Source organism: Planctomycetota bacterium (assembly GCA_016207825.1).
In the GTDB taxonomy this organism is placed as follows: Bacteria; Planctomycetota; MHYJ01; order JACQXL01; family JACQZI01; genus JACQZI01.
Window position 1 is genome coordinate 76,722 of the sequence record JACQZI010000007.1, and the last position, 18,546, is coordinate 95,267.

An 18,546-nucleotide genomic window follows, 5' to 3' on the forward strand; every position below is an offset into this window, starting at 1 on the left:
GGGCTACCACCCCTAAAGACTACGGATATTATCCCGAAAGGCTGGCAGTAGGTATAATAAAGATTAGAGATAGCCCTCCTAATGACTACAGGTAATGCGGCTAAGGACAGCGGGTAATAGTTCCAAGCGCAGGGAGTAATACCCTCAAGTGTGTAACGTAGCCTCTTTGTGGACAGAAAGTAGCCCCCGTCAGGGCTGGGCGCATCCCCTCTAATCCCAAGACTATCACCCCCTGCTGACCGGGGATCCCTCACGCCAGAGAGTGCCCAAAAGTTACTATTAATTTGTTTACGTTCTTCTGTATTCATAAATTAACTTCCGAGGAGTCTCCTCTTTTAAGACATATCCGGCGCGGGAAAAAACCTTGCTGGACGCAATATTATCTTTTTTGATTTCCGCAATAATAGGCTTAGTCGTTTTAGTTTCAGTCATTACTTTTTCTGTACCCAGACTAATAATCTTTGCACCTACACCTTTACCGATAAATTTCGGATTAAGATTAACACTTACCTTAACAACTGGCCCTCCTGTCTCAAACCTAATAACCCCGATTTTATTACGTGCCCGGCGAGCCAGATACATTTTAGTCGCAGGGTCTAATAGTTTAGAATAAAACCATTTTTTATGTTCTCTCCATAGAATAGGCCTTTGGCTAAAAAAGTTTTTCCTGACCCGAAAGAAACTTCTCCATAACCATAAATCCTTACAATCTTTTTCATTCACAGTTTTTAATATAATCAATTGATTCATCGTATTACTCTCACAACCTCAAACACCTCAGCATAATTAAACCCAACCATACCGCCCCAACGCTTGCCAATAACCCGAATAGTTTCTTCAGAACGGGGATGAGGAAATTGTTTTAATTCGGTCTGATAAGCTTTTAATCCTTTTATTTTTTTCTCAATCGTTGAAGTAATATCCACAAAAACATTAGGGGCAAATTGGACAGGATAATTCCATTCAGTTGAAGATGGTATTTCAAATGAATATATTTCTTTAACCGTCTCCCCTTTAATGGGTCGGCAAGCAGTCAACACTGCATCATAAGTTATTCGATGATCAATATTTAAATCACCCCTGTGGTGAGTATAGATAATATCTGGTTTAATCTGGTTTTTAACCTTTTCAATCGCTTTCACAATGTTCAACAATGGAACGCTGTCAAATTGATTATCTGGAAAATCTAAGATAAATGATTTTTCAATCTTAAATATTTTTAAAACTTTATCAATGGAAGCTTTTAACTTCTTCATTTCTTTACTTTTCATCCCAGTCTCTCTGCGGAGAAACCGTGAGGTCATCCCCTCGCCAAGGATTAAAAGATTCACCTCTGACTCATCGGCAAACCGAGTAATTGTACCTCCACAACCTAAAACTTCATCATCAGGATGCGCTGCTACAATTAATATTTTCTTTTTCATTTGTTTTCCTTTCTGCTAATCCGTACTTTTGCCTCAATGTACTTTCTCGTTTTTATCGCCTTTGTAAACGATAAATTAAGGTTTTTAGTTTCAATAAAGGCGGCAGGATATCCTTCCCCATCAAGCATACGAATATAATCATATACGCCGTTCAAATCAACCTGTTCCGGTATTCTGCTATCCTTTGCGGTACGTCTTTGAAATTTAGCAACGATTCCCTCCTGGGGGTTTGGAACAGGTTCATTTCGCATAATATATGGTATCATATTGTTAAAAATAACTTGAGATGCTCTCCGGTATATCTCGTCCGCGGAACCATTTAATGATAAATCCTTTTTCATATAAACGGGGCCTGCATCTAACGCCTTTACAACTTTGATAGCTGTTATTTTTGTTTGATAAATCTTTCTGACTATTAGGTTTTGAAGAGGACTCCCGCCACGCCCAAACGGTAAATCTGTCATATGAAATACAATGCATTCAAAATTATTATGTATCTCTTCTGGTATAATCCAAGACCAATGAGGGAAAAATATATACCTTGGCTTTATTTTATTCATTTTTTCATAATTTAACGCGTTCTTATCGCGCACTAAGAAAATCTTACTGTCGGGATTATTTTTAATAAATTCTTTGGCTCTTTTTATATTCCAACTTTTTATCGTTGCAACCACATAGCATTTTTTGATATTCATACCATTTCCCATGTTAAAATATCATCTTGTTCAATATTCTTTTTGGCGACACGGCCGACAACAATATCCATCATCTTAGTCGGGATACCGTAACCAGGGCGTTTGACATCTATCATTCCCATGGTAATTTTTGTGCCTTTTGGGATATTGCAAGCGGCGACCAAGCTGCGCCTGCCAATCTTATAAAGCTCTTCCTCCGCCCTGGTATGCATTTTTATCGGAGATCCTAAGGATTTTTCAGTGTCCCTGATTGCCTGAACCATGCTTTTTAATTCACCAGGCTCTAATGCGAATGGATGGTCCGGGCCGGGTAAACTCCTATCCAATGTGAAGTGCTTTTCTATTACGCAGGCGCCTAAGGCTACCGCGGCAATATCAGAGGTCATTCCCAAAGTATGGTCGGAAAAACCAACCGGCAATTGAAACGCCTGATTCATCGTTTGCATAGCCCGTAAGTTTAAATCTTCGTATTTAGGCGGATAGCTGATTGCGCAATGGAGCAAAACAACCTTATGGTTGCCAGCCTTATAAATAACATCAAGGGCTGTTTCAATATCCGCTAAATCGGCCATTCCGGTTGAGAGAATTATCGGTTTGCCTGTTTCAGCCGTGTGTTTCAATAACGGCAAGTGGGTTATTTCAAAAGATGCTATTTTATGCGCAGATACCCCTACTTTCTCCAGTTCATCAACAGCTTCCAGGTCAAAAGGGGTGGACATAAAAAGAATGCCTTTCTTCCGGCAATACAACATCAAATCCTTATGCCACTTTCGCGGTATTTCTATCTTTTTAATAAGATCCCAAAGTGTTTCTTTTCCTTTGACCAGCTTGTTTTTCTTCAGATATGAAGCCATGGGTGTTTTGCGCGAGTAAATTTTTTCCGCAGAATAGGTTTGGAATTTAACCGCGTCAGCGCCTGCCGCTGCCGCTACATCTATCAGCTTTAACGCCTGTTTAAAATTACGGTTATGGTTACTGCCGGCTTCGGCAATAATAAAACAAGGCTCGCCTTCTCCTATCCATCTTTTACCTATTTTTACTTTTTTCATTTTCCACCTCTTTTAGCCGCGGATTATGCGGATTTAATAAATCGTATTCTATTTAATATAAGTTTGCTTGCCCTTTTCGCCCCCAACCCATCAACTAATTTCTTTCCTTTTCGGCTCATTTCCCGGCGTCGGGAGGAATCGTTAATCAAGGCTTCCATAACTTTCACAATCTTATTCCCTGTAATTTTCTTAAACCATCCCAAATTAACCGAAACTCCTGCTTTATCAAGCTTGTCCGCAATTTCCTTTTGATTATCAGCTATGACAATTATAATATTCGGCAAACCCGCACAAGCCAATTCCCAGCAGGTTGTTCCGCCGGCGCTAATGGCAATATCCGCCTGACTCATTAATTTAGCCATATTATTGATATTGCGAACAATTCGTATCGATTTTTTTGCCTTTGCAACAAACCTTTTTAATGCTTTCAAATACCGATAGCTTATCCCAACTACAACCGTAATTTTAAAATTTATTTCGGAAACCCCAAGCGCTTTCACTGTTTTTAACACCTGATTATCAGGGTCAGCTCCGCCCAATGTCACTAAAACATTATGCACTTTATTAAACTTTCTCTCTTTTGTTACCCGTTGCCGGAATTCTTTCCTTAACAGGGCATATCGCGTGCCCAATAATAGTTTTGTGTATGGTTCTATTTTTCCTTTATATTTTTCTCGTGTTGCCGTAATATTCTGGTTCAGGACGATATCCGCATAAAAATGATTCTTAAAAATATCATCAATACTGACCAAAAGCCCATCCTTAAACCCTGATTTTAATCCGGACAGATACCCGCTTGTCAAATCGTATGAGTCGGTTATAACTATTTTAGGCGCCTGTTCTTTTATCAACTTAAGCGTTAACTCCAAATCCATTTTTAGATTACAGCCTGCCGGAATAGCCATTACGGAATAACCGGCACTTCTAATCCGCTGGATAATCGCCCTGTCATAATCCTTAGTTACAAAAACAGCTTCTCCCCCTTGCTTTTTAAATTCCTCAGCAAGGGTTAAACAACGCATGATATGACCTGTCCCGATACGTGTCGATCCGTCAACTCTGAATAATATTCTCATACCACCGTTATTGGCATTTCCCCTTCCAAATAATCTTTTAAGCGATTTTCATTAAGAGCCTTCCGGCATATTTGCGCCGAAACCTTAAATGCTTCAATCGTTTCCGCCATGTCCTTTCCACCATGGGCAAAGGATGGTAAAATATTCCAGACAAAGAATATCTTTCGTTTAACCACTTCCTGCATAAACAGCGTTTTTAACTCCTTGGAATCCTTCCCTTGATTATCCTTAAATTCAAAACCTAACCTCGGCGGCAGACCGACACAACGGATATTATTGATAATGCCGGCATCTTTTAATATCCGGCTGGTCTTTTCTTTTAATTCCGCACCAAAATCCCATATCTTTTTGGCAACGTTGTGGCTTTGCATGATTTTAATGGTGGTCAGGAAAGCTCTTAAAGCAAGGGTATCCCCTCCGAATGTGGTTGAAACAAATATTTTATCCTTGGCCCCCATGATAACTTTTTTCCGCCCGACCACACAGGAAAGAGGCAGCCCGCCGGCCATGCCTTTGCCAAAGGTAGCAATATCGGGAATAACGCCGAAGTGTTCTTGTGCGCCTCCTAATCCAAACCTGAATCCGGTAACCACTTCATCAAATATCAAAAGAGCATTATTTCTATGGGCAAGTTCTTTTATCCGGTGCAAGAACCTGTCCCTAGGCGGCTCAAATTCTATTGGTTCAATAATAACCGCCGCTATTTCGCCTTTGTGTCTGCGGAATATTTTTTCATAGGCGTCATAATCGTTATAATTCGGTGTGAACACATAGTTTCTCAATACCTTCGGGATGCCACCATTTTTAGGCGTATCGCAAATGGACCATTCATGCCAGCCGTGATAATGCCCTTTAATGAGTTTTTCCCTGCCTGTATAAGCGCGTGCCATGCGCACTGCGGTGTTGGTAGCTTCCGAGCCGGTCTTGAGGAACCGGACCATTTCCGCACAGGGAATAATCTTGCAGAGCAACTCGGCTGCTTCCACTTCTATTGGGTGGGGGAGAGAGAAAATAGAGCCTTTAGCCATTTGCTTTTTCACCGCGTGATTTACTTCAGGGTTGGCATAACCCAAGATACAGGGACCCAATGCCATGGAGTAATCTATGTATTTATTACCTTCCAGGTCTATAACCTTTGAGCCTTTGCCTTCAACGAAATAAATGGGGGAGACGCCTTTAATGCTGACCGAGGGCATTTTGCTGTAAAGCTGGGTGCCGTTCATTATTATGTTTTCCGCCCGTTCCCATAATTTAAGGGATTTATCCAGATTCTGCGTATTATTTGCCATGATTTTCGCCTCCTTCAAACTCATTTTTGTTATCAAGTATTTTGTAGATGGCACTGACGATATTGCTCATGTCTTTAATTGTTGCCGGAGGTCTTGCCATCGCGGTTAATACCAGTTCCTTTTCATATAATTTCTCTGCCACCGGGCATATTCCCGGCTCATAAGAAGCCTTGCCATGATAATACTGGTAGAAAAACGGTTTATTCTCATGATAGATGGGACTGAAATACAAGGGCCTGATATAGCCGGCACTAAATGGTATTCCTTCCACATTCAACGCCTTGACAAAAAGGCTTCTGGGAATCTTTATTTTTTTCTCATCATACTTGCAGGCAAAGATATAATATACATGTTTCATGCCTGCATCGACTCCGGGGATTTTTAAGCCGTCTATCTTGCTTAGTTTCTTCGCCAGATAGTTCGCCAGTTTGATTCTTTGGTTATTGAAGTAATCCATTTTCTTAAATTGTTCTATCCCGATTGCGGCATCTACTTCAGTCATCCGGTAATTCCATCCCAAAATAGTCGAGCGGTAACTTCGCGGCTGAGCTGCAACGATAGCCTCGCCGTGATTTCTTACTAATCTTGCGATTTCAGCAATTTCTTCATTATTGGTAATCAGCATGCCTCCTTCACCGCTCGTAATATTCTTATTTTCCGTAAAAGAGAAAATACCGCAATCGCCTATGGTTCCAACGAGTTTTTTCTTATATACGGCACCGGGAGCCTGAGCGCAATCTTCAATTACTTTGAGATTATGCCTTTTGGCTATTTCCATGATTTTATCCATGTCTGCGGGATAGCCGAAAAGATGCACTGGAATAATCGCTCTGGTCAGCGGGGAAATGTGCTCCTCAATTTTCTCCGGGTCTATATTGAAATTATCCGGCTCTACATCAATGAAAACAGGAACGGCATTAGCCATTAAGGCGCAGGTGGCTGTTGAGGTAAAAGTAAACGGGGTGGTTAATACTTCTTCTAACGGCTTTACGCCGCAGGCAACGACAGCCGCATGTAATGCCGCTGTTGCGGAGTTGAAACTGACCGCATATTTTATCTTATGATAAGCTGCAAAAAGGCTTTCAAACTCCTTGATTTTCTTGCCGCCGAGAAAATACTGGCCCGGTGAGGCGATAAAGGTGGATAAATTACCGGAATCCAATACTTCCTTAACCGCATTTTTTTCTTCCTTGCCGATGATTGGATGACGAGGAAAAGGGCTGGTTCGCACTTTCTTTCCGCCCAATAATGCTAATTTTTTGCTCATATTTTACTCTTTCTATTTTGACTTAATTTCTACGTCGCTGTGAGCCAGCGGCAGATTTATTTTTGCTCCATTTCTCCGGGCTGATTCATGAACGGCGCAAATCAGTTCCAATGCGGCTTTGCCATCATCTCCCGTAGAAATCAGAGTTTTATTGTTATCTAAACAATCAACCAGATGCACAACTATATTTATCATGGTCAGTTTATCAGTAAAATTTTGTGTTTCATTAATTGGTGCTTTTGTTTTAGCTAGTTCTTTATAACCGGGGAAGTATTGGCTATCATTGGGCTCATAAAACTCACAACTATAACCGCCGGACATTATTTTCAATCGCCCTTTCATTCCGATTATATCCAATTCAAATATAAGAAACTTGCTTACGTCACAGGATTGCAAGGAACAGATAAATCCCTTTTTGAACTTCAGTATACCGTCAATATTCGGGTCATTCGGATTAGGAAATTTGCTGTTGCTGTAAATTGCCTGGACCCATTCAACATCTCCGAAGAAAAACCTGAGTAAGTCAAATACATGCGACCCGGTATTGGCAATGCCGGCCGTATAATAAAAGGTCGTTTGCTGTATGTCACCTAAAACGCCTTTTTCTATTAAGTTCTTAACCTCCTGGTGCGAAGGGTCAAACCTCCGCAGGTGATTTACCGACAGAATGATATTTTTATCTCTGCATAGATTGACTATTTTAACTGCATTGGCAAGCGTATCTGCAATTGGTTTTTCACATAGGATTGCCTTTATATTATAGTTGATTGCATTTTCTATTATTTCTAAATGCGTTGAATTGTAGGTGCAGACAGAAAGAATATCTATCGCTTCTTTTTCCAGCATCTCCTCATAATTTTGATAAACCCCTTTGACATGATATTTTTCTCCATAGCGGCGCAGTTTTTCAACATCCAGATCAGACAATGCCATTAATTCAGTCTGCCTGAAATTAGAATAAGCACCGGCATGAGTGGCAATTCTTTTGCTTTTAGGATTATCGTCAAAACCACATCCAATTCTTCCGCAGCCAATTATCGCTGCCCGATATATTTTTTTATCTCCGGCCTTTTTGTGCATAAAACTCCTTCCTTAATATGCTCATTCTGATGGCGTTATAATACTGGTTGTTGCGATAAATTTCTTCCCGTAAGACACCTTCGCGGATAAAACCGGCTTTTTCGTAGCATTTAACCGCTGCCAGATTTGATGCGTTAACTCCTAACCAAACTTTATTCAAGTTTAGCTTGCTAAATCCGTATTCCGTAAGTAATTTCGTTATTTCCACGCCAATTCCTTTATCCCAATATAACGTTTCCCCGATAATAACCCTAAATTCAGCTGACCGGCTAATCCAATTAATCGTATACAACCCTGCGCTCCCAATTATTTTCTCGCCTTTTCGTGAGACAATCGTAAAAACGATGTCGTGTTCACTCTTTGTTTCATGTTCCCATTGTTCTAATAAACGGTCTAAAACAGCCGGCCGGCTGCCCATGAACATATAATGAGTTACTTTTGAGTCGTTAATCCAGCGCGCAAGTATCGGGAGGTCTTCTTTTTCTATCCCTCTCAAGTAACTTTTTTTACCTGGCATAAAGGCGTTTTTCATTTGTTTGCTTCTCCTTTCCCGCTTTTTTGAGTGCTTCAAAATACGCAGAGTCTCTACTATATTTTTTATTAATTTCTATTAATTCAGGATGGGTTTCTAATAAGTTAAGTATATCCCGCATCAAGAAAATCCTCTTTTTATTATAAAGGCATTTAAAAACCTCCGATACAAACTTAAAATCTTCCGGATAATCCACTGTCCATCTTAATGCGGATAGATCTGTTTTGTTTTCTATGTTAGCCAATCGCGATTTGTCATGATATTTTCTTACATAAGAACTCACCCATTCACGCCAGAATGCATCCTTGAGCTTTAGCCGTAATTTTTCCAACAGGCTACTGGTAAATAATTCAGCATCTAATCCATCCGGATAGGTCGGTTTTATTACATTGCTTACATAATCTACTTTATTTTTATGTTTCAGGTAATATTCCACAATCTTATCTATTACTTCAGGGTCAATCAAAGGGCAATCCCCTGTTACCCTGACGACGGCATCCGAAGTAAACTTCTTTGCCGCCTGATATGTCCGGTCTAAGATATCGTTTTCACTGCCGTCATACCAGTCATAATGATTCTGCTTCGCAAATTTTATAATGACGTAATCTTCTTTTTGCGTGGTGGTGGCTATTACGATTTTGTCAACTAACCGAGCGGCTTTAAGACGCTGGTACATATACCAAAGCATTGGCTTGCCCATAATTTTCTTTACCGCCTTTTTAGGCAAACGGGTAGAACCCATACGCACTTGCAGAACACACAAAATCATATTTTTAACATCTTTCCTGCTAATGCTGATTCCTTAGCGGCTAAGGCTATCATCAATGAGTATCTTCCATCTTCGCAGGTAACGTCAGGAACCTTTTTCTGCCTGACACAATTAATAAAATGTTTTAATTCTGCTAAATACATTTTATTCAAGTCCTTGTTATAATCAAAAAGATGCCACTTCTGTTGGTGAGCATTATACCATTTTACCCTGCACCCGAAAATGTCCCATATAATAGTTCCTGAATCACCGACTAATTCAAACGAGTGAGAGTAAGGCCTTCTGATAAAATCTGAATGCAACGTAATAACAGCATGCGACTTGAATTGCAGTAGGATATCCGCACAATCTTCTACATTAAGCTCTAACTTACTTCTTTTATCAGCTAAACAGAATAGGGATGCTACTTTACCCAAAAGGAAAACAAGGTAATCTATTTGATGGATGATGGCATCTAATATTACTCCCCCGCCCCATTCGGCTTTTGCGCCATATTCCTGGCGATAATCCCGGTTAGGATGACGTGCCGGTAAATAAGAACCGAAAGAGACATTCCCGCTGATTACCTTGCCGATTTGGTTACGCTCTATTAATTGTTTTATCTTAATTAAGCCGGCATTAAACCGGAAATTAAAGCCCACCATAAACACTAACTTCTTGCTTTTAACCGAATGGCATAATTGATTAACTTTTAAAAGGTTATGGGAGATTGGTTTTTCAATAAAGAGAGATTGCCCTTTTTTAATGCCTTCAAAAGCGATTGGTAAATGCAGGTGGGGCGGTGTGCAAATCAGCATAGCATTTAATGGTTGCTTCAATGCATCCTTAAGGCTCGGAATAACCGTTACCTGATATTTTTGCTTTATTGAATTAAGCCTTGCTTTATCGGTATCGCAAGCGATTATCTCGTCAACGCCCAGAGCTTTTAAGTTCCTGATATGTCTTTCGCCGATTGAGCCACAGCCAACAACTAATATTTTCATAAGTTACTTACGATATAAACCGATCACATTTTTAACAATTTTAATTACGTAATCAACATCAGAATCAGTCATTTTAGGAAACAGGGGTAAAGTCATTGCTTCTTCGTAATATCTTTCGGCATTCGAACAAATGCCTTTTTTATAACCCAATTTCCGGTAATAAGGGTGATAATAGACAGGGATGTAATGAACATTCACCTGTATTTTCTTCCGTCGCAATGCTTCAAATATTTCCCGCCGATTTGATTTTACTCTTATAATATAAAGATGCCAGGCTGAATTCACGCCGGATGTTTCATAAGGAATGGTTATTTCTTTAATCTTCTTAAATGCCTCGTTATATTGCGTTACAATTGATCGACGCCTGGCAAGGAACTGGTTTAACCGTTTCAATTGGTTTAATCCAAGCGCGCACTGAAAATCAGTTAAACGATAATTATACCCTAAATGATGCATTTCATAATACCACGATCCTTCATCTTTAGTCAGCAAGTCTTTTCTACGGGTAATTCCATGCGTTCTAATCATCAACAATTTCTGATAATAATGGAAGTTGTTAGTAAGAATCATTCCGCCTTCGCCTGTGGTAACATGTTTTACCGGATGGAAACTAAGGATAGTTAAATCAGATAATCCGCCTACTTTTTTGCCTTTATATATTGCGCCCATTGCATGTGCCGCATCTTCAATAACGACTAATTTATGTTTACGGGCAATCTTTTTGATTTCATCCAAGTCCGCCGGTTGTCCTGTAAAATCTACCGGAATAATTGCCCTTGTTTTACTGCTAATTTTTCTCTCAATCTCTTTGGGGTTAATGTTCCATGTATCCGGTTTGATATCGGCAAAAACTGGTTTTGCCCCGCAATAAAGCACGCTATTAGCCGAAGCGGCAAAGGTAATCGGAGTGGTAATTACTTCATCACCTTTTTTAATATCAGCAGACAGACAGGCGCAATGCAATGCCGCCGTGCCGCTTGATACAGCCACGGCATATTTAGCACCTGTATAATCTGCAACGTCTTTTTCAAATTCCGCAATCTTTGGTCCCTGAGTTAACCAATCACTTTTTAAGACCTTCACCACGGCACGAATGTCTGCCTCATCAACCCATTGCTGCGCATAAGGAATAAATTTAGACATTATATCATCCTTTTCAGTTCGGCAGCGGTTAACCACCGATTGTTTTTATCGCTTGAATACTTAAACTCTTCAGATAATTTTTTCCCGCCTTTCCAGTTACCATCGCTCCACCACTTGAAATCAGGTTGAACCACATAAAAATCATGAAACTCCAATGCCCGGCGCACTTCATCATCTGTCATCAATGCCTCGTGAAGCTTCTCGCCCGGCCTGATGCCGATAATCTTAATTTTACATTTAGGAGCGATTGACTTTGCCACATCTACCATTTTCATACTGGGTATTTTGGGTACAAAAATCTCACCACCCTGCATTTGTTCTATACATTCGATGACAAAGTTAACGCCTTGCTCTAACGTAATCCAGAAGCGGGTCATCCGCTCATCTGTAATAGTCAGAATCCCTGTCTTTTTCATCTCGTTAAATAATGGAATGACACTGCCCCGGCTGCCGACGACATTGCCGTATCTTGCGACACTGAAGTTGGTGTTTTTGGCGCCGGCATAAGCATTGCCGTCAATAAACAACTTTTCCGCACATAGTTTACTTGCTCCGTAAAGATTAATCGGATTAACCGCTTTATCCGTGCTTATTGCCATTACCTTGGTAATACCACGATCTATGGCGGAATCAATCACATTCTTGGCGCCCAAAACATTGGTCTTGATTGCCTCAAAAGGATTATATTCGGCAGTGGGCACCTGTTTCAGAGCAGCCGCATGGACCACGATATCAACTCCTTCAAATGCCCGGCAAAGTCTTTCCGCATCACGCACGTCACCGATAAAGAATCTTAATCTGTCATCCGTGAATCGCTGCTGCATTTCGTGCTGCTTCAATTCATCACGGCTGAATATAATCAATTTCTTGATAGGACACTTCAAGATGGTTTCTGTAAACTTCTTGCCGAAAGAACCGGTTCCGCCTGTAACTAAAACGGTCTGGTTTTTCCAATTCATAAAATCAACTCCTTATAAAAATAATTATTGGGCTAATAACTCTAATATATTAATAACTCGTCTATTAGGCTTTGACATGTTATTGCTATTCTTAGATTTAATATTTACATTGCTATCATCATCCGCGATGATTAATGTATATTCGTTATCGTTTTGAACAGAATCGTCAGCCAGCCTGGCTAATGCTACATCTCCTAAGGACAAGTCACGCATGGCAATCTCAACCAAGTCAGCCAATTCTCCTTTTCCCTTAATGGCAAACTTTTTATTACCTTGCTCGTATTCCTTCAGAATCGCTTCCTGGATGCGCTGTTTCATGCCGCGCATGGTATTAATCGTTCGCTTGGTAAACCAATACGACTTCTTGGCTTTTTCCAATATGCCTTTAGGCGTTAAAATATACTGTATCTTCTTGGGCGTAAGCTGGCGCGCTTTGAGATACCCCTTCTTAATCATCTTCTTGAGGATTAAATTGGTTAACCCAAGCGAAATACCTGCCTCTTTGGCAATAAGACGCTGGTTATAATGGCTGTTTTCTTCCAGCGACCGGATAACCTCAAATTCCTTTTCCGAAATGCCCGCTTCATCAATCATAACAATAAACACGCGATTATGTTCAATCTGTGAACCATTTTGTTCAACCATTGAACATTATACTCATAATCTGTATTATGTCAAGTAATTTTTTATTCTATATTAATATTTTTATGCTACAATCCGTTTATATATGAGAAGATTGTTATTCGCATTAATGCTGGCCTTTTCTCTCATTATACCAGCTTGCCAATCTTCAGACTGGGTTCCAGAATGGCTAAGAAGACAAATAGCCTTCTCTTCTGATAAAGACGGCGATGAGGAAATATACGTATTTGATGCGGAGAGGGAAGCGACTCATCAGCTGACGGACAATAATTCCTATGACGAAAAAGCTTCCTGGAGCCCGGACGGCACGAAAATAGCCTTTACTTCTAACCGTGACGGTGTCAATCAAATCTATATTATGAATGCTGACGGTTCTAATCAAACACGGCTGACCCATGATAATTTTCCCTCCACACTGCCCTCTTGGAGCCCGAATGGCCAAAAAATCGCCTTCTCATCCAAGCAAAATAATCAATATGAAATCTGTACCATAAATACAGACGGCTCGAACCAGATAAAACTGACCTCCGGCAATGGCAATAAATACGCATCGGCATGGAGCCCGGATGGCACAAAAATCGCCTACTACCTCCACGACGAAGAAAATAGCGGGATTTATATTATGAATTCAGACGGCTCAAATCCAACACGTATCGTAGCGACACAATCAGACGGCATCCGCCCATCATGGAACCCTGCCGGGACTAAATTAGCCTTTGATGTTAGGCAACAGGATAATATCTTTTACATATATATCATTGATGTTGCATCAGGAAAGAGCAAATTGCTTATAAAAGACGGCGTCAGGCCTGCCTGGAGCACGGATGGAATAAAAATAGCATTCCAATCCGCCCGTAGCGGAAAATACGAGATTTATATAGTCGATATCGACGGTAATAACCAGACAAGATTAATCGAAGGATTCTCGGCTTGCTGGAATCCGGCAAAATAGATTTAGCTCACCTTATGTTTGGCAACCCACTTCCTGATTGATTGCAAAATCCTCACTGAGGTTTTTCCGTCCCAATATGATGGAATCTTCGTTTTCTTGTAATTGCGCTTTGATTTCAATATCCGCGAGGCCGCTGAAACAATGCGCGTGGACTCTGTCCCGACCAGTTGATTAGTCCCCTGCCGCAAGGTCTCTGTCCACTCCGTCTCATCCCGCAAGGTCAGGCACGGAACATCCAGAACAGATGTCTCTTCCTGCACCCCGCCGGAATCGGTCAGGACTAAACGCGCATTCATCAATAAGTTTATGCTATCCAGATAACTCACCGGCTCGATAATAATAATGCCCTTCTCTTCTCTCAATAACCCATCCAATTTAAACGCCTTCAACTGCTTCTTTGTCCTCGGATGTATTGGGAAAACAACCGGGATAACGCGGCTGATATCAACCAACGCCTTAACCAATCCGGTCAAGACTCTCTTATTATCCACGTTCCCGGCACGATGCATCGTCACCACTGCATAGCCATTTTTCTTAATACGCAACGATTTGGTTATTTGGGATTTCCTTACCGCGGACAAATATTGCTTTAAGGTGTCTATCATGATATTGCCAACGACGAATATATTCTTCGCCGGAATGCCTTCGTTCTTCAGGTTTAAAACGGCGTTCTTTCCCGGCACGAAAAGCATATCCGAAAGTGAGTCTGTAATGACACGGTTAAGCTCCTCGGGCATGGTCCGGTCAAAGCTTCTCAACCCCGCCTCAATATGCGCCAGCGGGATACAAAGCTTGGCCGCCACTAACGCCCCGGCTAAGGTTGAATTGACGTCACCGACCACAACGATGACATCAGGTCGCGCTTTCAGGACCACTTTTTCCAGAGCTATCATTATCTCGCCGGTCTGAGAGGCGTGCGAACCGGAACCGATACCAAGATGGATATCCGGGCGGGGAATCTTCAAGTCATTAAAGAACACCTTGGACATGTTATAATCGTAATGCTGTCCGGTATGGACGAGGGTGATTTTTATATCGGGAAACCCAACGGTGGCGGCTTTGATAAGCGGAGCAATCTTGATAAAATTAGGCCTGGCTCCGACCACGCATAAGAGATTGTTCATTGGTTCAATAGCTCGATAGTTCATTAGCTAATCAGTTCAACGGTTCACCAGTTCATTAGTTCAATAGACCCTTAATCCTGTTCGGATGATTTTATCAGCCGTAAAGAAGATTTTATTAAGCCGCTGATAAGCTTGCTGACCGCAATCGTTTGGTTATAGGCATTATCAAAGGCTTCTTTTTCCAGATATTTCCGGTCCAATAAAACATACAAATGGCTTTGCAATTCCAAAACAGAACCCCGCGCATGTAAATAGAATGTCTTTTGGTCTTTGGATGAATACCTGCCAAACCCTTCGGCGATATTTGCCATGACAGAAACCGCTGTCCGGCGCACGTGGCGTTTTAAATCCGGGTCTTTGGTATCTGATGTAATGTCGTATGTAATGTTCATCAGTTTTCTTGCCTCCTGCCAGGCAATCAAATCCTCAAACCGTTCAATTTTCATAGTATTGTATTATGAACTTCTGAACAAATGAACTGGTAAACTTCTGCCCCATTGAACCAATGAACAATTGGACTAATGAACTTATTTCTTCTTCTCCGCCAGAGCGCCGACAAGCCTTGCCATTTTCTGAGGCAGGGCATCAAGCGCCCAGGCAAGCCTGGTGAGCGGCGATTTGAATCCGCCGGCGAGCCTTCCGAGCAACGCTTCGCGCGGAGGTATGCTGGCAAGCTGGCTGACTTCCGTAGCCGAGACATAACGCCCTTCGGTATAGCCGCCGCGGAAAACGAGCATTTTACCGGCATCGGCGTTCTTGGTTTTCCATGTGACCAGGGATTTGGAAATAGTGATGGGGTCATCGGATTTGCTTCCGGGCTCTCCGTAAACCAGGGCAACCGGTCCCTGGATGATTTCCTTGGCTTTTTCCCAGCCGACATCCTGGAAAGTAAAGCTGATTACGGCGTTCTTTGCCATATTCATCTTGACGCCCTGATTACGCAGGTGGGAGCGCAAATCGCTTGCTTCGCGGGCTTTCAAGCCCTGATAATTGACCATGACCCAGTTATTAAGGCTCTTATACTTTGAGCTTAATTCCTTAATCATCTGTTTCTTGACGACTTTTGACATAAATTAATTCCTTATATAGATACTATTTCCAGAATATTGAAAACGGATAGTTTAACAAAACGGATTGAATAAGGCAAGAAAAATATTATATGCTTTATATGACTACTCTTCCACCGATATGGCCACGGAATTATTTCTCCCCTCATTATCAACACAGGTAATAGTATGACGCCCGGGCTGAAGCGGCCAAAAAAGCCTTTCTGAAACACCAGCCTGCCTATAGAAACAACCATCTATAAACCAAAAAATATCATTGACCCCACTGGCGGCAACCACCTGAAGTTTAAGTTGTTGCGCTGAAAGCATGTTATCATTAATTAGGCTATATTTCTGTTTATTAGGAGGTGAAATAATATGCAATCCGCCATTATCCTTAACGGTTAAACACGCTGAGAAATGAGCTGGAACACCAGTAAATTGGCCGCTTTTCGCTAACCAACTATTTATCTCCGGAGACCAAACCTCAAAAACCTTATAATGATACTTACGGCCAGACATACAATTATAACACAGCCGATTACCAGTTCCATCATCCACCATCAAACGCTGATGAACGGTGCATGTTTTATATCTCTCTTTGGCAATGACTAAACGTGATTCAACCTGCGGACAATCTTTTCCCGCCAACATTCCACTGCGAACACAAACAGGTTTAGCTCCAAAACCGGATGGCGGCTCAAACCAGGTAACGGGTTTCCCATCATATATCTGTTTAAATATTTCAAATACAGCCGGAGCCGCTGAATTAACCGCGACTAACCCACGGCTTGGCTGGCTGGAAAAATTACCGAGCCACACTCCGACCGTATACTCCGGAGTATATCCAATAGTCCAGGCATCGCGGTGCCCGGAAGAAGTCCCTGTTTTCCAGGCGATTCTCGGCAACCGGTAAGATGAAGTGGAAACAACGGGAATATTCGGCTTAACCAAATCGTAACCGGGCAAAGGGATAATACGTTGCGGATCGGAAAGAATATCGGCAATCAAATAAGCCGCTTCAGGTGATATTACCCATCTTTGTTGCTGAACGCCTTTCATTATCTCTGAATCTAATAAGCAATAAGGCTGATATTCCCCTAATCGCGCTAAGGATGCATATGCGTTGGTTATATCTAACAAATTTACTTCTGCTGAACCTAAGGTCAAACCTAAACCATAATAATCAGCCGATTTAGTCAAGTTAGAAAAACCAGTCGCTTTAAGTAATTGATACAACTCTTTGCCTCCAACCCGTGTCAGTAAATGTAACGCTGGCAAATTAAGGGAACTGGTAAGCGCTTCACGGGCTGAGACCATACCTTCAAAACGATGCTCATAATTTTCCGGGTCATAATCCCGATAAGGGGTCGGCACATCAGGCAGAATCTCATCAGGAAGGCATAAACTCTTATCGAAAGCAAGCGCATAAGTAAATGGCTTAAGAGCCGAACCGGGCGAACGTGACGCAAGCGCTCCGTTAACCTGCCCGGAATGAGCCACATCAAAGAAATCATACGAGCCGACCAGCGCCCGCACCGCGCCTGTTTTATTCTCGATAACTACCACCGCGCCATTGCTTACGCCTTTTGCCTTAAGGACATCAACGGCAAAGGTGAGAGCATTTTCGGCGCTTCTTTGTATTTGCCGGTTTAATGTCGTAATAACCCGCGCGCTGGAAGTTCCCTCTACGGAACCTTTAACCAACTCGCAAAAATGAGGAGCAACAAACGGGGAAACAACCTTTTTATCCGGAACAATCGGCTCGTTCCGCGCTTCGGCGAATTCTGATTGGGTTATCAAATCCTCATCATACATCCGCTTCAGGACATAATCCCTTCGCTCCCTGGCACGCCCAGGATATTTATCAGGCCGGAACCGGCTTGGCGAAGCCGGCAAACCGGCTAAAACAGCCGCTTCGGAAAGGGTTAACGCGCAACTCGGCTTGCCGAAATATCTTAATGACGCCGCTTCAACACCATAAATATTACTGCCGTAAGGGGCGTAATTAAGGTAATATTCCAGTATCTCATCTTTAGACAGCCTAGTTTCTACTTGCAATGCCCGGAATGTTTCGATTACCTTTGCTTTAAAGGTTCTCTCTCTGGGCCAGGTTAACCGAATCGTTTGCATAGTCAGGGTGGAAGCACCGGATGTGCGGCGCCATTTTGTAATGTTATTCCACATGGCACGGCTGACCGCCAGCGGGTCAAATCCATGGTGCGAACGAAAACGCTTGTCCTCCACGGCAATCGTTGCCGAAGCCAAATACGGGTTCATCTGCGAAAGTTTGACCGGAAAACAATAATCCTCGCGCTCGTTAAGGTAAACCCTTAGGATATTTCCTTCACGGTCGCAAACGATTAGACCGCCTCTATCCCGAACAAACTCTTCTTTCGGGAACGGGAAGGCAAACCAAAGAATAATGAAACTAACCACAAAAAGGATAAATAATTCCCCGGCATATTTAAGCAGCCGCCTTCTCCACTTTTTGGTCAATCTTAATTTCATAGGTT

General features: G+C 41.9%; 19 protein-coding genes. 1 reads left to right on the forward strand and 18 read right to left on the reverse strand.

Features of this window, described 5'->3' with window-relative positions; genetic code table 11:
* Positions 1-288: 288 nt before the first annotated feature.
* The 14 genes from HY811_02070 to HY811_02135 are packed head-to-tail and all read right to left on the reverse strand — an operon-like array spanning position 289 to position 12,911.
* Complete coding sequence (locus tag HY811_02070) at positions 289-750, reverse strand: GNAT family N-acetyltransferase (protein MBI4833593.1); 462 nt, start codon at positions 748-750, stop codon at positions 289-291.
* On the reverse strand, positions 747-1,424 hold the full coding sequence (locus HY811_02075; GenBank protein MBI4833594.1) for a PIG-L family deacetylase: 678 nt from the start codon (positions 1,422-1,424) through the stop codon (positions 747-749). Before HY811_02075 ends, HY811_02070 begins: the two co-directional genes overlap by 4 nt.
* Positions 1,421-2,119 (reverse strand): methionyl-tRNA formyltransferase, encoded by a 699-nt coding sequence (locus HY811_02080; GenBank protein MBI4833595.1) that lies wholly within the window; start codon positions 2,117-2,119, stop codon positions 1,421-1,423. Before HY811_02080 ends, HY811_02075 begins: the two co-directional genes overlap by 4 nt.
* Positions 2,116-3,168, reverse strand: a complete 1,053-nt coding sequence (neuB, locus tag HY811_02085) for an N-acetylneuraminate synthase (GenBank protein MBI4833596.1) — start codon at positions 3,166-3,168, stop codon at positions 2,116-2,118. The genes HY811_02080 and neuB overlap by 4 nt, the downstream gene beginning before the upstream one ends.
* Positions 3,169-3,191: 23 nt before the next feature.
* Positions 3,192-4,244: a UDP-2,4-diacetamido-2,4,6-trideoxy-beta-L-altropyranose hydrolase gene (gene pseG / locus HY811_02090; protein ID MBI4833597.1), complete on the reverse strand. Its 1,053-nt coding sequence runs from the start codon at positions 4,242-4,244 to the stop codon at positions 3,192-3,194.
* Positions 4,241-5,533 (reverse strand): aminotransferase class III-fold pyridoxal phosphate-dependent enzyme, encoded by a 1,293-nt coding sequence (locus HY811_02095; protein ID MBI4833598.1) that lies wholly within the window; start codon positions 5,531-5,533, stop codon positions 4,241-4,243. Before HY811_02095 ends, pseG begins: the two co-directional genes overlap by 4 nt.
* Complete coding sequence (locus HY811_02100) at positions 5,523-6,800, reverse strand: DegT/DnrJ/EryC1/StrS family aminotransferase (protein ID MBI4833599.1); 1,278 nt, start codon at positions 6,798-6,800, stop codon at positions 5,523-5,525. The genes HY811_02095 and HY811_02100 overlap by 11 nt, the downstream gene beginning before the upstream one ends.
* A 12-nt stretch (positions 6,801-6,812) precedes the next feature.
* A complete protein-coding gene (locus HY811_02105) occupies positions 6,813-7,880 on the reverse strand; it encodes a Gfo/Idh/MocA family oxidoreductase (GenBank protein MBI4833600.1) in 1,068 nt (355 codons plus the stop codon).
* A complete protein-coding gene (locus tag HY811_02110; GenBank protein ID MBI4833601.1) occupies positions 7,858-8,397 on the reverse strand; it encodes a GNAT family N-acetyltransferase in 540 nt (179 codons plus the stop codon). The genes HY811_02105 and HY811_02110 overlap by 23 nt, the downstream gene beginning before the upstream one ends.
* Positions 8,387-9,181, reverse strand: coding sequence for a glycosyltransferase family protein (locus HY811_02115; protein ID MBI4833602.1), 795 nt, complete (start codon positions 9,179-9,181; stop codon positions 8,387-8,389). Before HY811_02115 ends, HY811_02110 begins: the two co-directional genes overlap by 11 nt.
* Positions 9,178-10,164 carry a Gfo/Idh/MocA family oxidoreductase gene (locus tag HY811_02120; GenBank protein ID MBI4833603.1) on the reverse strand — a complete coding sequence of 329 codons (987 nt, stop codon included), beginning with the start codon at positions 10,162-10,164 and terminating at the stop codon, positions 9,178-9,180. The genes HY811_02115 and HY811_02120 overlap by 4 nt, the downstream gene beginning before the upstream one ends.
* A gap of 3 nt (positions 10,165-10,167) precedes the next feature.
* Entirely contained in the window at positions 10,168-11,307 is a 1,140-nt protein-coding gene (gene pseC, locus HY811_02125; protein ID MBI4833604.1) for a UDP-4-amino-4,6-dideoxy-N-acetyl-beta-L-altrosamine transaminase, read from the reverse strand.
* Positions 11,307-12,266: a UDP-N-acetylglucosamine 4,6-dehydratase (inverting) gene (gene pseB, locus HY811_02130; GenBank protein ID MBI4833605.1), complete on the reverse strand. Its 960-nt coding sequence runs from the start codon at positions 12,264-12,266 to the stop codon at positions 11,307-11,309. Before pseB ends, pseC begins: the two co-directional genes overlap by 1 nt.
* A gap of 24 nt (positions 12,267-12,290) precedes the next feature.
* On the reverse strand, positions 12,291-12,911 hold the full coding sequence (locus HY811_02135; GenBank protein ID MBI4833606.1) for a winged helix-turn-helix transcriptional regulator: 621 nt from the start codon (positions 12,909-12,911) through the stop codon (positions 12,291-12,293).
* 82 nt (positions 12,912-12,993) lie between these two features.
* Between HY811_02135 and HY811_02140 the strand changes: the two genes are divergently transcribed.
* Entirely contained in the window at positions 12,994-13,860 is an 867-nt protein-coding gene (locus HY811_02140; GenBank protein MBI4833607.1) for a PD40 domain-containing protein, read from the forward strand.
* 2 nt (positions 13,861-13,862) lie between these two features.
* Here the strand turns inward: HY811_02140 and wecB are convergent, their stop codons facing one another.
* From wecB to pbpC, 4 genes are all read right to left on the reverse strand, one after another.
* The gene (gene wecB / locus HY811_02145; protein MBI4833608.1) at positions 13,863-14,984 is read right to left on the reverse strand and encodes a UDP-N-acetylglucosamine 2-epimerase (non-hydrolyzing); all 1,122 of its coding nucleotides are present in this window, start codon (positions 14,982-14,984) and stop codon (positions 13,863-13,865) included.
* Between the two features lie 71 nt (positions 14,985-15,055).
* Positions 15,056-15,430, reverse strand: a complete 375-nt coding sequence (locus HY811_02150) for a four helix bundle protein (protein MBI4833609.1) — start codon at positions 15,428-15,430, stop codon at positions 15,056-15,058.
* An 81-nt stretch (positions 15,431-15,511) separates the two neighbouring features.
* The gene (locus HY811_02155; GenBank protein ID MBI4833610.1) at positions 15,512-16,054 is read right to left on the reverse strand and encodes a 50S ribosomal protein L10; all 543 of its coding nucleotides are present in this window, start codon (positions 16,052-16,054) and stop codon (positions 15,512-15,514) included.
* A gap of 102 nt (positions 16,055-16,156) precedes the next feature.
* Positions 16,157-18,541 carry a penicillin-binding protein 1C gene (pbpC, locus tag HY811_02160; GenBank protein MBI4833611.1) on the reverse strand — a complete coding sequence of 795 codons (2,385 nt, stop codon included), beginning with the start codon at positions 18,539-18,541 and terminating at the stop codon, positions 16,157-16,159.
* Positions 18,542-18,546 lie beyond the last annotated feature (5 nt).

Bases quoted from the DNA above. Each gene is read 5' to 3' on its own strand.
- HY811_02105 (MBI4833600.1), bottom strand. From the start codon at position 7,880: ATGCACAAAAAGGCCGGAGATAAAAAAATATATCGGGCAGCGATAATT.
- HY811_02150 (MBI4833609.1), bottom strand. From the start codon at position 15,430: ATGAAAATTGAACGGTTTGAGGATTTGATTGCCTGGCAGGAGGCAAGA.
- HY811_02075 (MBI4833594.1), bottom strand. From the start codon at position 1,424: ATGAAAAAGAAAATATTAATTGTAGCAGCGCATCCTGATGATGAAGTT.
- wecB (MBI4833608.1), bottom strand. From the start codon at position 14,984: ATGAACAATCTCTTATGCGTGGTCGGAGCCAGGCCTAATTTTATCAAG.
- HY811_02115 (MBI4833602.1), bottom strand. From the start codon at position 9,181: ATGATTTTGTGTGTTCTGCAAGTGCGTATGGGTTCTACCCGTTTGCCT.
- HY811_02155 (MBI4833610.1), bottom strand. From the start codon at position 16,054: ATGTCAAAAGTCGTCAAGAAACAGATGATTAAGGAATTAAGCTCAAAG.
- neuB (MBI4833596.1), bottom strand. From the start codon at position 3,168: ATGAAAAAAGTAAAAATAGGTAAAAGATGGATAGGAGAAGGCGAGCCT.
- pbpC (MBI4833611.1), bottom strand. From the start codon at position 18,541: ATGAAATTAAGATTGACCAAAAAGTGGAGAAGGCGGCTGCTTAAATAT.
- HY811_02080 (MBI4833595.1), bottom strand. From the start codon at position 2,119: ATGAATATCAAAAAATGCTATGTGGTTGCAACGATAAAAAGTTGGAAT.
- pseB (MBI4833605.1), bottom strand. From the start codon at position 12,266: ATGAATTGGAAAAACCAGACCGTTTTAGTTACAGGCGGAACCGGTTCT.
- HY811_02070 (MBI4833593.1), bottom strand. From the start codon at position 750: ATGAATCAATTGATTATATTAAAAACTGTGAATGAAAAAGATTGTAAG.
- HY811_02095 (MBI4833598.1), bottom strand. From the start codon at position 5,533: ATGGCAAATAATACGCAGAATCTGGATAAATCCCTTAAATTATGGGAA.
- HY811_02110 (MBI4833601.1), bottom strand. From the start codon at position 8,397: ATGCCAGGTAAAAAAAGTTACTTGAGAGGGATAGAAAAAGAAGACCTC.
- HY811_02140 (MBI4833607.1), top strand. From the start codon at position 12,994: ATGAGAAGATTGTTATTCGCATTAATGCTGGCCTTTTCTCTCATTATA.
- HY811_02120 (MBI4833603.1), bottom strand. From the start codon at position 10,164: ATGAAAATATTAGTTGTTGGCTGTGGCTCAATCGGCGAAAGACATATC.
- HY811_02135 (MBI4833606.1), bottom strand. From the start codon at position 12,911: ATGGTTGAACAAAATGGTTCACAGATTGAACATAATCGCGTGTTTATT.
- pseC (MBI4833604.1), bottom strand. From the start codon at position 11,307: ATGTCTAAATTTATTCCTTATGCGCAGCAATGGGTTGATGAGGCAGAC.
- pseG (MBI4833597.1), bottom strand. From the start codon at position 4,244: ATGAGAATATTATTCAGAGTTGACGGATCGACACGTATCGGGACAGGT.
- HY811_02100 (MBI4833599.1), bottom strand. From the start codon at position 6,800: ATGAGCAAAAAATTAGCATTATTGGGCGGAAAGAAAGTGCGAACCAGC.